At 64.0% G+C, this 11,877-nt stretch carries 11 protein-coding genes; 4 read left to right on the forward strand and 7 right to left on the reverse strand.

Going from position 1 to position 11,877, the window contains the following annotated elements:
* Nucleotides 1–48: 48 nt before the first annotated feature.
* The 4 genes from P7228_RS00395 to P7228_RS00410 form a co-directional block, all read right to left on the reverse strand.
* Nucleotides 49–1,380: an outer membrane protein assembly factor BamB family protein gene (locus P7228_RS00395; RefSeq protein ID WP_278016250.1), complete on the reverse strand. Its 1,332-nt coding sequence runs from the start codon at nucleotides 1,378–1,380 to the stop codon at nucleotides 49–51.
* Between the two features lie 36 nt (nucleotides 1,381–1,416).
* The gene (locus P7228_RS00400) at nucleotides 1,417–2,205 is read right to left on the reverse strand and encodes a tetratricopeptide repeat protein (protein WP_278016251.1); all 789 of its coding nucleotides are present in this window, start codon (nucleotides 2,203–2,205) and stop codon (nucleotides 1,417–1,419) included.
* 131 nt (nucleotides 2,206–2,336) lie between these two features.
* Entirely contained in the window at nucleotides 2,337–3,485 is a 1,149-nt protein-coding gene (locus P7228_RS00405; protein ID WP_278016252.1) for a glycosyltransferase family 4 protein, read from the reverse strand.
* Complete coding sequence (locus P7228_RS00410) at nucleotides 3,482–4,351, reverse strand: alpha/beta fold hydrolase (RefSeq protein WP_278016253.1); 870 nt, start codon at nucleotides 4,349–4,351, stop codon at nucleotides 3,482–3,484. The genes P7228_RS00405 and P7228_RS00410 overlap by 4 nt, the downstream gene beginning before the upstream one ends.
* Before the next feature lie 88 nt (nucleotides 4,352–4,439).
* Between P7228_RS00410 and P7228_RS00415 the strand changes: the two genes are divergently transcribed.
* Both P7228_RS00415 and astD read left to right on the forward strand, forming a co-directional pair.
* Nucleotides 4,440–5,870 carry a protein adenylyltransferase SelO family protein gene (locus P7228_RS00415; RefSeq protein ID WP_278016254.1) on the forward strand — a complete coding sequence of 477 codons (1,431 nt, stop codon included), beginning with the start codon at nucleotides 4,440–4,442 and terminating at the stop codon, nucleotides 5,868–5,870.
* A gap of 79 nt (nucleotides 5,871–5,949) precedes the next feature.
* Nucleotides 5,950–7,368 (forward strand): succinylglutamate-semialdehyde dehydrogenase, encoded by a 1,419-nt coding sequence (astD, locus tag P7228_RS00420; RefSeq protein WP_278016255.1) that lies wholly within the window; start codon nucleotides 5,950–5,952, stop codon nucleotides 7,366–7,368.
* Between the two features lie 5 nt (nucleotides 7,369–7,373).
* On the opposite strand, the gene P7228_RS00425 is transcribed toward astD, so the two are convergent.
* Nucleotides 7,374–8,090: a hypothetical protein gene (locus P7228_RS00425; protein ID WP_278016256.1), complete on the reverse strand. Its 717-nt coding sequence runs from the start codon at nucleotides 8,088–8,090 to the stop codon at nucleotides 7,374–7,376.
* 214 nt (nucleotides 8,091–8,304) lie between these two features.
* Entirely contained in the window at nucleotides 8,305–8,775 is a 471-nt protein-coding gene (locus tag P7228_RS00430) for a glycine zipper 2TM domain-containing protein (protein WP_278016257.1), read from the reverse strand.
* Nucleotides 8,776–8,976: 201 nt separating this feature from the next.
* Here P7228_RS00430 and rarD point away from each other — a divergent pair, with 201 nt between their 5' ends.
* Nucleotides 8,977–9,879, forward strand: a complete 903-nt coding sequence (gene rarD, locus P7228_RS00435) for an EamA family transporter RarD (protein ID WP_278016258.1) — start codon at nucleotides 8,977–8,979, stop codon at nucleotides 9,877–9,879.
* On the opposite strand, the gene pyrC is transcribed toward rarD, so the two are convergent.
* Nucleotides 9,876–10,919 (reverse strand): dihydroorotase, encoded by a 1,044-nt coding sequence (pyrC, locus tag P7228_RS00440; protein ID WP_278016259.1) that lies wholly within the window; start codon nucleotides 10,917–10,919, stop codon nucleotides 9,876–9,878. The genes rarD and pyrC overlap by 4 nt on opposite strands.
* Nucleotides 10,920–10,987: 68 nt before the next feature.
* Here pyrC and P7228_RS00445 point away from each other — a divergent pair, with 68 nt between their 5' ends.
* Nucleotides 10,988–11,872 carry an ATP-grasp domain-containing protein gene (locus P7228_RS00445; protein ID WP_278016260.1) on the forward strand — a complete coding sequence of 295 codons (885 nt, stop codon included), beginning with the start codon at nucleotides 10,988–10,990 and terminating at the stop codon, nucleotides 11,870–11,872.
* Nucleotides 11,873–11,877 lie beyond the last annotated feature (5 nt).

Genomic DNA, 11,877 nt, shown 5'->3' on the forward strand with positions numbered 1-11,877 from the left:
GCCGGAAAGGCTAGAACTGCCGACCCACCCGAGCGATGCTCAGGCAAATCACCGGTAGGCGCTGATCCGGCCGCTATCGTCGAGGATATACAACATGTTGTCGGCGACGACCGGGGCAAGGCTCACCGAAGCATCGAGATCGAGATACTGCTGCGCCGAACCTTCGCCCGAGCTTACCTTGTACAGCAACCCGCGCGAGCTCGCGACCCAGAGGTTTCCGCCAGCCAGCACCGGCCCGGTCCAGAAAATCTGGCCCTTCTTGTCGTCCTCGTCCTTGTAGCGCTGCATCTGCGTGATCCAGCGAACCCGACCGCTCGAACGGGCAATCGCCAGCAGGCGCGCGTCATCGGTCAGCGTGAAGATCCACTCGCCCGCGATTGCGGGGGTCGAGATACCGGCGAGATTGAGTTCCCAGATACGCTGGCCGGTCACCAACTCGTAGGATGCCATGCGACCGCCCTGGCCCAGCGCATAGACCCGGCCCGAATCGATAATCGGATCGGCGTCGATATCGGTGAGCGAGCCGACCTCGGTCGAGATCGAGGTCCGCGCCAGGGCGTCGGCCCACAGCACACGGCCGTTCTCGTAACGATAGGCCGTCAGTTCGCCCGAGGAATACCCGGCGATCACCGTGCCCTGTCCGGCGGCGGGCGCTGCCACGCCGAACACGCCCGCTTGCGTGGCCGAGCCCGATTCCTGCCAGACTTGCGAGCCGTCGCTAGTGTCGAGCGCGAAGATCTGGTTGTCCTGAGTCATCACATAGACCTGACCGAAGGCGATGGTCGGCGAGCCGCGCAGCGGGCCGGCCGGTTTCACCTTCCACAGCTCGGAGCCGGTCTGCGCGTCGAGCGCCGCGACCTCGCCTACGCCGTTGGTGGCGTAAACCTTGCCTTCAAAGATGCTGGCGCCGCCGCCAAAGGCGGAACTGGCCAGATTGCCCTCGACCTCCATGCGATAGGTCCACAACTTCGCGCCGGTCTTCGCATCGAGTGCATGCACGACCCCGCTGGTGTCGACCACAACGAGCTTGCCGCCGCCGATCACCGGTGCCGCTGCAAGCCTGCGGCGTTCGCTCGAACCCGGGATATTGGCAGTCCAGACGCGCGAGGGGCTGTCCGCGAGCGCCAGATGACCATAGGACTTGCTGGCCGAACCACCGGCCTGCGCCCAGTCGCTATTGGCCTGCGGCGTCGGCAGAACCACGGCGACACCAGCCAGGGCTGGATCGACCTTCGCGCCGGTTTCAATTCTCGACAGCACGGGAATCCGCTCGCCGATGGTCGGCGTGGTCTTCTTGTCACCGCCGCCGCCGAAGAGGCCACCGCTGCAGCCTGCAAGCGCAGTGGCCAGGATGGCGGCAGTCAGGAAAGAACGGGTCATCTGTCGTTTCATCATTAATCTGCTTTCCAGCGAGGGTTATTCGGTCGGTGCCGGGGCTTCAGCGGAGTCACCGATCTGCTGTTCTTCAAGAAATTCGTCGACATCCTCGATCGCATCCACGCCGAGGAGACCGGCCATCTGGCGCGCGCGCGACCGCAGGCTTTCGGGAACATCGTCCGATTTGGCGATTTCGCCGAACAGCGTCCCGGCCTGCTTGCGCTCGCCCTTCTCGAGATAAGCCATCGCGACCAGCTCGCCCGCGCTGCCGAAATAGGCATTGCCGGGGACGGTCAGAGGCTTGAGCAGCGCGATCACTTCGTCCGGCGAACGCTTGTCGTAAGTCGCAGCGATTTGCCGGATCTTGGCGAGGTCGCGAACCGCGGCAGGCGAATCCTCGCTCGCCGCCACCTGACCGAACAGGTCTGCCGCTTCGTCCGCCTTGCCCTGCTGCAGCGCCACACCCGCGCGCAGCATCAGCGCGGAAGCACGGACAGCGCCGTCGCTCTCGTCGGCGATCGCGGCAGCGCGCTGATCAGCACTGTCGAGGTTGCCTGCCTGGAGCTGGTCGAGAGCACCTACAAGCGCCTCCGACTGTGCTTCCATCGCAGCCTCCTGCCGCGAATCCCAGAACAGGTAGCCGCCGAAGGCGAGCAATCCGACCACCAGCAGCGCGAGCAACGGGCGACCATAGGTCTTCGCCAACTCGGCGAATTCCTCCTGCCGCACGGCGTCGTCGATCTCGCGCAGCAGGACATCGTCCTGCGCAGCCTTCTTCTCTGCCTTCTTTTCTTCGGCAGTCTTGTTGCTTGACGGTATCAGCGCCACGTCCGGGCTCTTTCCTTCACTCGAATGATCGGTTGGGCGCCGCTTTTAGGGACGGCGGGGCACAACCGCAATGGCGCGTATACCCTGTCCACGAAAGGTTGAACGGCGGGTGAAGCGTTCGGCCCGATTCATCAGCGAATTTCCTGCCCCAGCGCGCTCGCATAGAGGCGGCGATAGGTGTCGATCATACGCTGCTCGTCGAACTCGGCGCGCGCCTTGGTGCGGTTGGCCAGGCCGATGTCGCCGCGCAAGACATCGTCGGTCGCAAGCTGCTTGAGCGAGGCGGCCAGGGCCGCCTCGTCACCCGGGGCACAAATGTACGGCGCATTCTCGCTCGCCACCATCTGCGCAATATCCCCGACGGCAGGTGCCGCCACCGGTATGCCGGCTGCCATCGCCTCCACCACCGAGATGGGGAACTGTTCACTGTGGGAGGACAGCGCAAAGATATCGAACAGCCCCGCGACGTCGGCCGGATTGGCAACCTGACCCGGCAGGTGAACCCGGTGGCTAAGCTCGAGTGCGGCAGCTTCGCCGCGAATACGATCCTTCTCCGGCCCCTCGCCAACGATCACCAACTGCCATTCTTCGGGCAGGCCGGCGAATGCACGGACCAGCGCGGTCAAATTCTTGACCGGGCGGAGACCGGCTAGTGTCCCGACCCATTTCTCGTTGTCGCGCTTCACGACCCGCAACACGTCGTGGCGAGGCGTCTTCGCAAAAGCCTTGGTATCGATTCCGTTGGCGATGCGCTTTACGCGCCCGATCGGCTGCTGCCAGGTGAGCAGGGCGATTTCCTCTAGCCGCTCGGAGGGGACCACCAGTCCCGATGCCTTGCCCAGCCCGATCCGCCGATACCAGTTGCGCGATGCCTTGAGCTTCCCCGCCTCATCCTCGTTGAAGCCATCCTCGTGATGGATCAGCGGCGGAAGTCCCAGCGCCTCGCTGAAGATCGTGTGCGCCATGACCGCATCCATCGCTCCCCAATTGTAGGTGAGCACCAGGTCGTAAGGCTTCATCGCCTTCGCGAGCTTGAGCAGGCGCCCGGGCCAAGGCCTGCCTTGAAGCGACGGGAAGTCCTGCGGGTAATCAACGGAAATCGAACGCGAAATCAGCTTGGCCGCGCCCATTTGTTCTGGCTCGCCAGAGACAATGGCGTGGCGCAAGCCAGGGCCGAATGCGTTGATTAACTGCACGCAGCGCAGTTCTTTCCCGCCCGGCGAGAAGCTCGAATGAAGATGCAGGATACGCGGTTTTCCCGCGCCCGATGGCGTGCTCATGGAACGCGGGCGAGCAGCGCGTCGATCGCGGCCCTACTCTCCGGTTCGTCGAGCGTCGGGGCGTGTCCGACACGCGCAACGGTCACAGCGGTCATGTCGGGATGGCGCGTCTTCATTTGCTGCACCGTCGTATCCGACAGCAGATCGCTCAATTCCCCGCGCAACAGCACGACCGGAGCGCCGCCGAGGGCTTCGAACGCCGGCCAGAGATCGGGCGGGGCCGCATTGCCGGGAATACGGAAGGGTTCGGCGATCGCCATATCGTAATCGAAGCTGATCCGGCCGTTCTGCCCCAGCACCATGCCGCGCTTGGCCGCGTCGATCCAGTCGTCGAGGGTAAAGTCGGGGAAAGCGACCTCCTGCGTCTCCTTGATCGCGCGCGCGGCGTGAATCCAGGTCGGAAAGCTTCGGCCGTGACCGACATATCCCTTGATCCGTTCGATCCCGTCGGGATTCACTTCTGGCCCGATGTCATTGAGCACGGCCCCGACGATCTTCGAAGGATCGGTCGCGGCGATGAGCATGGTCATCAGTCCGCCGAGCGAAGTGCCGATCGCAACGAACCGCTCGATCTTCTGCTCGGCAAGCAGCGCCGCCACGTCCCCGACATAGGTTAGCGGATTATAGGTCGCGCTGTCCTTGGCATAGTCGCTCAGCCCGCGTCCGCGCATCTCCGGCACGATAACCCGGCGGTGCTGCGCGATGTGTTCAGCCAGCGGAGCAAAATCGCGTGCGTTTCGGGTGAGCCCGTGCATGCAGATCACCGGAGCGCGCGATGCGGCATCTTCGGGTCCGGCATAGTCGCGATAATGCAGGGTAAGGTCGTCCGGGCTCGTCCAGTAGCCGTCGCTATAGGGCTGATCCATGCTTCTTGGGGCTTTCCGAAGTGCGTCTTGTTGTCAGATGCGAGAAGGCAGGGTTGCGCCCTGCCTCTTGCGCGCCCACTATCGCGACATGCGAGGCGAACCGCAACCTGCCCTGAGTAAAATCGACAGGGCTGCCGAATATCGACCCGATCCGGCGATTCTCGAACTGGCCGACTGGCTTGGAGATGCGGTCGCTCCCGCCGATTTCCCGCAGACCTTGCTGCGGTTCCGCAACGATCGGGCCGCAGCGACGATCGGGCTCGCCAGCCTGAGCGACGAGCAATGGCTCGGCCATTTCGGGCGTTTCGAACCGCTTGCCGAAAATCTTCCGCACCCTCTCGCGCTCAAATACCACGGCCACCAGTTCCGCGTGTACAACCCCGAGATCGGCGACGGACGCGGGTTCCTGTTTGCCCAGATGCGGGACGGCGCTGGTCGCCTGCTCGATCTCGGCACCAAGGGTTCCGGCACTACGCCCTACAGCCGCACGGCGGACGGCCGACTGACGCTGAAGGGCGCGGTGAGGGAAATCCTTGCGACCGAGATGCTCGAGGCGCTGGGAGTCTACACCTCCAAGACATTCTCCGTGATCGAGACCGGCGAGGAACTCGAGCGCAACGACGAACCTTCCCCCACCAGGTCCGCCGTGATGACCCGCCTCAGCCACGGCCATATCCGGATCGGAACTTTCCAGCGCCTGCTCGCGCTGGAGGATCGTGAGCATATGGAGGCGCTGGTCGCATATTGCCTTACGCAGTTTCCCGGGCCGCCGCCCCCACCCGATGCGCCGGGCCGCGACGAGCCGGCCGTCATCCTGATGCACCAGGTGGTCGAGCGCCTGGCCGACCTCGCGGCGAGCTGGATGGTGGCAGGCTTCGTCCACGGTGTGCTCAATACCGACAACATGAACGTGACCGGCGAGAGTTTCGACTATGGCCCATGGCGCTTCCTCCCGGCGTGGAACCCGGGCTTCACCGCAGCCTATTTCGACCAGGCAGGGCTATATGCCTTCGGGCGCCAGCCGGAAGCCCTGCACTGGAATTGCGGGCAGTTCGCGGTCGCGATGCGCCTGCTGGTCGATGCCGAACCGCTGCTCGCCGCCATGAACCGATTCGGCGAGCTCTACATGGCGGCGATTTCGCGCCGGTGGTGCTGGCGGCTCGGCGTCGAGACCAAGGGCGACGCGCGCGACACCCAAATCGTATCCGCAAGCGAAAAGGCGATGCGGGAAAGCCAGGCACAGCCCGACGAGTTCTTCTATCGCCATCGGGGCGGACGCGCGGCGAACGGGGAACTGGCCGAAGCCCTGGCCGATTACGCACCCGTCGCCTGTGACCATCCCTATTGGTCGGAGGGTGCCGTCGAAAGCATGCTGATCGACGAGGTCGATACGCTGTGGTCGGCAATCGACCAGCGCGACGACTGGGCACCGCTCCATGACAAGATCGAGCGCATTCGCCGTTTGGGTGCGGCGCATGGCGCACCACCGACTGCACCCGCAATATTTTCCGAGAGTTAGCTACGCGGTTTTACGTCCACCACTTCCCATTGGTGAAGCTTCAGACTAACGGAATTGCCGAGGAAGACAAAAAAGCGCTGTGACGGAATTTTCGATCATATCGCAAGAACCTGCGACCGGGCTGGTGTTCTGGGAAAAGCAGGTCAGCGACATCGGCTTTGCGGTGGAGAAGGCGCGCAAGGCATGGCCCGAGTGGGCCTCGCAGCCGCTCGCCAACCGCATGGAACTGATGCGCCGCTTCGCCAACGAGGTCCGCGGCGAGCAGGAAGAATTCGCCAAACTCATCGCGCGCGAAACGGGCAAGCCATTGTGGGAAGCGCGAACCGAGGTCGATTCGGTCATCAACAAGGTCGAGATCTCGATCCGCGCCTATGCCGAACGGACTGGAAGGAAGAAGCTCGACAGCGCTCTCCAGGGGACCGCCGCGGTTCGCCACAAGCCGCACGGGGTCATGGCCGTGCTCGGCCCCTACAACTTCCCGGCCCACCTTCCCAATGGCCACATCGTGCCCGCGCTGATCGCGGGCAATGCGGTGTTGTTCAAGCCGAGCGAGAAGACCCCGGCCGTGGGCGAATTCCTGGTCCAGTGCCTGCACAAGGCCGGCGTGCCCGAAGACGTGATCCAGCTGATCGTCGGCGGCAAGGAGGCCGGCAAGCGCCTGATTTCGAACAACGGGATCGACGGGGTGCTGTTCACAGGCTCGGTCCAGGCGGGCATTGCGATCAACCGCACGCTGTCGACCAACCCCGGCAAGATCGTCGCGCTGGAAATGGGCGGCAATAATCCGATCGTGATGATCGACACGCCGCTGCACAAGGATGCAGCCGCCCTGATCGTGCAGAGCGCCTTCACCTCGGCCGGCCAGCGGTGCACGGCGGCGCGGCGGCTGATCGTGCTCGAGCACCTCTACGGCGTTGTCATGGATGAGGTGCTGAAGCTGACCAAACGCCTGGTGATCGACGAACCCTTTGCCGATCCGCAGCCCTTCATGGGACCGTTGATCGACAACGACACCGCCGATGCGCTGTCGGAGAGCTTTCTCCACCTGATCACCACCGGTGGCAAGGCGCTGGAGTACATGCGCAAGCCTGATCCCAAGCTACCGTTCCTGACACCGGGGATCGTCGATACGACCAACATGAAGGACCGGCCCGACGTCGAACTGTTCGGACCGATCCTGCAGGTCATTCGCGTGCCCGATTTCGAAGCCGCCATTGCCGAAGCCAACAACACCCGCTTCGGCCTGTCGGCCTCGCTCATCGGCGGCGGGCCGCAGGACTACAACCGCTTCTGGGCGAATGTCCGCGCAGGCGTGATCAACTGGAACCGCCCGACCAATGGCGCCTCTTCGACGGCCCCCTTCGGCGGAGTCGGCCTGTCCGGCAACCACCGTCCGGCGGCATATTATGCGGCCGACTATTGCGCCTATCCCGTCGCCAGCACGGAAATGGATCAGCCGCGCGCCAATATCGGCGTCGGGCTCAAGGATCCGCGGTAGATCGGCTACTCTTCGAGCGTCACGATATCGACGGCGAGCAGCCCACCCTCGCGTTCGCGCAGGTGTACGGCGAGATGACCTGACTTGCCCTTGCCGCGGATCGCGTATTCGGGCCCTTCATGGATTTGCGGGGCAAGGCCGGAACGCTGAGCCACCGTATAGTGAAAGGTGAGCGCTTCCTCGACTGGCAACGGCGTCAGGTAGGTGACCGAACGCAGCTTGCAGCCTGCACGGTCGGTACCTGCGGCCTCCACCACCGCTCCGCGCGGGACGATCTCGGCAAACTTCGGGAGCCGCGCAGCCCAGATTGCGGAATACTCGACCGATGGCGCGCAGCTTGCCGAGAATTCGATCATTTCCGCACGTTGCTGCGAGGTGACCGCCTCACCGAGATTGGGCACGCCCGACGATGCGATGGGTCGAGGCAACTCAGGAATCTGCCCTCCCTCGATCAGGCGGATGCGGGCGGCATCGCTCGCTGTGGCTATCGCCGCCGGCGATGCGTCGATCGGCGGCAGGGACTGTTCGTAGCCGATCGTGAGCGCGGCATTTGCCTCGTTCTGTGACACCAGCTCCGGATCGGTCATCAAGGGGAGATTGATCGCGCGCACCAGCAGCGGATCGCTCTCCTGCTTGGCGGTGTTCTCGGACGCCTCACCCGCGCAGGACGCAAGCGCTACTGCAAGGCTGCACAACATCAACGTCGGAAAAACGCGATCCATCGCTCGAGAATCCTGCCTCAATGACGGCGCCCATGCGCGCCTGTACGAATTCTCCCGCGATCATCGCGCAATATGGTTAATTTTCGCCCCAGATCCTCCACCTACATACTGAAGGCGCCCCTCTGCACTAGGCAAAGGAGCGCCTTCCGCGACCTGGTGGGAGCCGCGCCGGGGCCACTTGGTGGGAATGGCCCAAGTTGGGAAAATTTAGTGTCTAGCGGCAGCGGGTGCTGCTGCGGTCGATCGCCCTGCCGAGAATTGCGCCGCCCGCGGCACCGAGGATCGCACCGAGCGTACGGTCGCCGCCGCGCCCGGCAATCTCATGCCCGGCCAGAGCGCCCACGCCCGCACCAATCAGCAGACCGGTGGTGCCGTTTTCCTTGCGGCAGTAATAGCGATTGTCGCGACCGCGCCAGATGCGGGTGTTGCGATGGACCGGCTCGCCGTACCGATCATACCGATCATAACGGTCAGAATAGCGGTCGCCGCGGTCATAATAGCTGTCGCGATAGTGACGATGCTTGTGGCGCTTGCGCTTGTGTTCGAATGTCATGTCACCCAGGACATGCGCGGTTTGCGCGTGCTGACCCGGCACGGCAATTTCGGCTGCGCTAACAGGGGCGGCAACGGCCAGTGTGAGGCCTGCTGCAGAAATGATGGCGGCTTGCTTGGCGAGCTTTAGCATCGGTTTGGTCCTTCGGTCCTTATTCGCGGTCACCACCCGCGGTGTTTGTCGAGGTGTTCAGTTTTAGAACGTCGAACCTGAACGAAATGCAACGCGGCGTGCAGCATTCCGTTCATGCGACGAACCGAAGGATTTTCGCCGACGAGCCGAATGAAACTTGGCGCTTGCAGCTACTGCCCGCCCCGCATACGAGCGCCGTGCATGCCTGCGAACAAAACCAATCCCGCGCCTTCGGGGGTGCCAGCCGCCCTCGCGGCCTACGGGATATGGGGCTTCCTGCCGCTGTACCTGCTGCTGGTTAAGAGCGTCCCGCCGTTCGAATTCGTCGGCTGGCGAATCATCTGGACGCTGCCGATCTGCCTCGTGATCGTGCTGATTCGCGGCCAGTGGGCAAACGTGCGCCAGGCCATCGCGCAGCGCCGCTCCATTTCGATCCTGTGCCTTACCGCTTCGATCATCGGTGCCAACTGGCTGATCTATGTCTGGGCCATCCAGAACGGCAACGTCTACGCGGCGAGCCTGGGCTATTACATCAACCCGCTGATCAACATCCTGCTCGGCACCGTTCTGCTGGGCGAACGGCTGTCGCGAATGCAATGGATCGCCGTGTTGCTGGCGGGGTGCGGAGTGGCTGTACTGCTGGCAGGCGCGCTCGATACGCTGTGGATCAGCCTCGCCCTCGCCTCCTCCTTTGCCGTCTACGGACTGCTGCGCAAGCAACTGGATGTCGGTTCGCTGCCGGGGCTGACGATCGAGAGCGCAGTCCTCTTCTTCCCTGCGGTCGCGATCGCATGGTGGTACGCCTCGGGCCCGCAGGGTTCGTCCTTCGCCGTGTCGTGGCAACTGAGCTCCTACATCGTGCTGGGCGGCTTCCTGACGGCGATCCCGCTGCTGCTGTTTGCCGTCGCGGCGCGCCGGATGGAGTATTCGACCCTCGGCTTCTTCCAGTACATTGCGCCGACGCTGGTCTTCATCATCGGGCTGACGGTGTTCGAGCAGGAGCTCAAGCCCGCGCAGGCCGCGAGCTTCGCACTTATCTGGACGGCGATCGCCGTGTTCCTGTGGGATATGTGGAAGCGCAGCCGCGCCGTCTCGGTCGCCTAGGGCACGAATTTCCAGCCGAGCGTATCGCCGGCATGAAACGGGACGATGGCGGTCCCGACCGCGGGCAAATCGATCGAGTCGGCCACGGCAACCTCGCTTCGTTCGAGCGTGACCTTCGCTTCGTTTACCGGCAGGCCATAGAAGGCCGGTCCGTGGAGCGAGGCAAAGCCTTCGAATCGGTCGAGCGCGCCCTCTTCTTCGAACACGGTGACATAGCTTTCGAGCGCATAGGGCGCGTTGAAGATGCCCGCGCAGCCGCAGGCACTCTCTTTGGCTTCGCGCGTATGCGGCGCGCTGTCGGTGCCGAGAAAGAACTTGGGCGAGCCCGAAGTCGCCGCCTTGCGCAGCGCCAGCCGATGCTGCTCGCGCTTGGCGACCGGCAGGCAATAGGCATGCGGCCTGATCCCGCCGACCAGCATGGCGTTGCGATTAATGTGCAGATGCTGCGGCGTGATCGTCGCCGCGACATTCTCGCCAGCGGCCATGACGAACTCGGCCGCCTCGCTGGTGGTGATGTGTTCGAACACGATTTTCAGGCCGGGAAAATCGGCGACGATCCTCGACAGGTGGCGGTCGATGAATTCCGCCTCGCGATCGAATACGTCAATGTCGGCTTCGGTTACCTCACCGTGGACACAAAGTACGATCCCATCGCGCTGCATCCGGTCGAGCACGGGGTAGAGATTGCCGATATCGGTCACGCCGTGCGCCGAGTTGGTCGTGGCGTTGGCGGGATAGAGCTTGGCCGCGGTAAAGACGCCCTCGGCCGCACCGCGTGCCAGGTCGTCCGGGTCGGTGCTATCGGTGAGATAGCAGGTCATCAGCGGCGTGAAGTCGAGCCCCTCAGGCACCGCAGCCAGGATCCGCTCGCGATATGCCGAAGCGCTGGCCGTGTCCGTCACCGGCGGGGTCAGATTGGGCATGACGATCGCCCGGGCGAATTGCCGCGCGGTATAGGCCACCACATCGTGCAGCATGTCGCCGTCACGCAAATGCACGTGCCAGTCGTCGGGGCGGCGGATCGTCAGGCTCTCTGTCATCACGCGCCCCTGTAGAAGCGTGCGACGCATCTTTCCAGTGAGCAGATGCGTGGCTAGAGGCTCGGGCCATGAAAATCGGATTCCTGACCTGCCCGGGCACGCATCCCGGCTCGCCGCGCCGCCGTGAAGATGCCTTCGAACATGATGTGCAGGTCGCAGCGCTGCGCCCTGCCCTGGCGGCACGCGGCATAGAACTGCGCGAGATCGACTGGCGCTCGCCGGTCGGCGATTTCGCCGAGCTGCCGCTGATCCTGGTGGGAACGCCGTGGGATTATCAGGACGACGAGGCGGCCTTCCTCGCCAAGCTCGAGGAACTCGAAAGTGCCGGGCACCAGGTCTGCAACTCGGCCCGGATCGTCCGCTGGAATTCGCGCAAGACCTATCTGCGCGATCTTGCCGAGCGCGGCGCGCAGACCATCCCGACGATCTGGGTCGATCGTGCCTCCGCCGCCGATATCGAATCGGCCATGGCGGAATTCGGGTGCGACGCCCTCGTGGCCAAGCGGCAGGTGGGCGCCGGAGCCGAGGGCCAGTCGATGCACCGCAAGGGCTCGCTCGATGGCGATTGGTGGATGGGCCAGCCGATGATGCTGCAGCCCTTTCTCGCGCAGATCACCACCGACGGCGAGTACTCGTTCCTCTTCGTCGACGGGCAGTTCTCGCATGCGCTGGTCAAGCGCCCGGCCAGCGGCGACTATCGCGTGCAGTCGCTGTACGGCGGCACCGAGCAACCGCTCGAACCAGATCCTGCCGACCTCGCTGCGGCGCAGGCCATCGTCGATGCCATCCCGCTCGGCACGCCGCTCTATGCGCGGATCGACATGGTGCGCGGCGATGACGGTGGATTGCTGGTGATGGAGGCGGAAATGATCGAGCCCTACCTCTATCCCGAGCAGGGACCACGGCTGGGTGAACTGATGGCCGAGGCGATCGAGCGACGCCTCAAAGCTTGATCGTG

The sequence above is a fragment of the Altererythrobacter sp. CAU 1644 genome (assembly GCF_029623755.1).
GTDB classification, from domain to species: Bacteria; Pseudomonadota; Alphaproteobacteria; order Sphingomonadales; family Sphingomonadaceae; genus Erythrobacter; species Erythrobacter arenosus.

Coding starts and splice junctions, on each gene's coding strand:
- P7228_RS00425 (WP_278016256.1), bottom strand. CDS start 8,090: ATGGATCGCGTTTTTCCGACGTTGATGTTGTGCAGCCTTGCAGTAGCG.
- P7228_RS00410 (WP_278016253.1), bottom strand. CDS start 4,351: ATGGATCAGCCCTATAGCGACGGCTACTGGACGAGCCCGGACGACCTT.
- P7228_RS00405 (WP_278016252.1), bottom strand. CDS start 3,485: ATGAGCACGCCATCGGGCGCGGGAAAACCGCGTATCCTGCATCTTCAT.
- rarD (WP_278016258.1), top strand. CDS start 8,977: ATGCCTGCGAACAAAACCAATCCCGCGCCTTCGGGGGTGCCAGCCGCC.
- P7228_RS00430 (WP_278016257.1), bottom strand. CDS start 8,775: ATGCTAAAGCTCGCCAAGCAAGCCGCCATCATTTCTGCAGCAGGCCTC.
- P7228_RS00415 (WP_278016254.1), top strand. CDS start 4,440: ATGCGAGGCGAACCGCAACCTGCCCTGAGTAAAATCGACAGGGCTGCC.
- P7228_RS00445 (WP_278016260.1), top strand. CDS start 10,988: ATGAAAATCGGATTCCTGACCTGCCCGGGCACGCATCCCGGCTCGCCG.
- pyrC (WP_278016259.1), bottom strand. CDS start 10,919: ATGACAGAGAGCCTGACGATCCGCCGCCCCGACGACTGGCACGTGCAT.
- P7228_RS00395 (WP_278016250.1), bottom strand. CDS start 1,380: ATGACCCGTTCTTTCCTGACTGCCGCCATCCTGGCCACTGCGCTTGCA.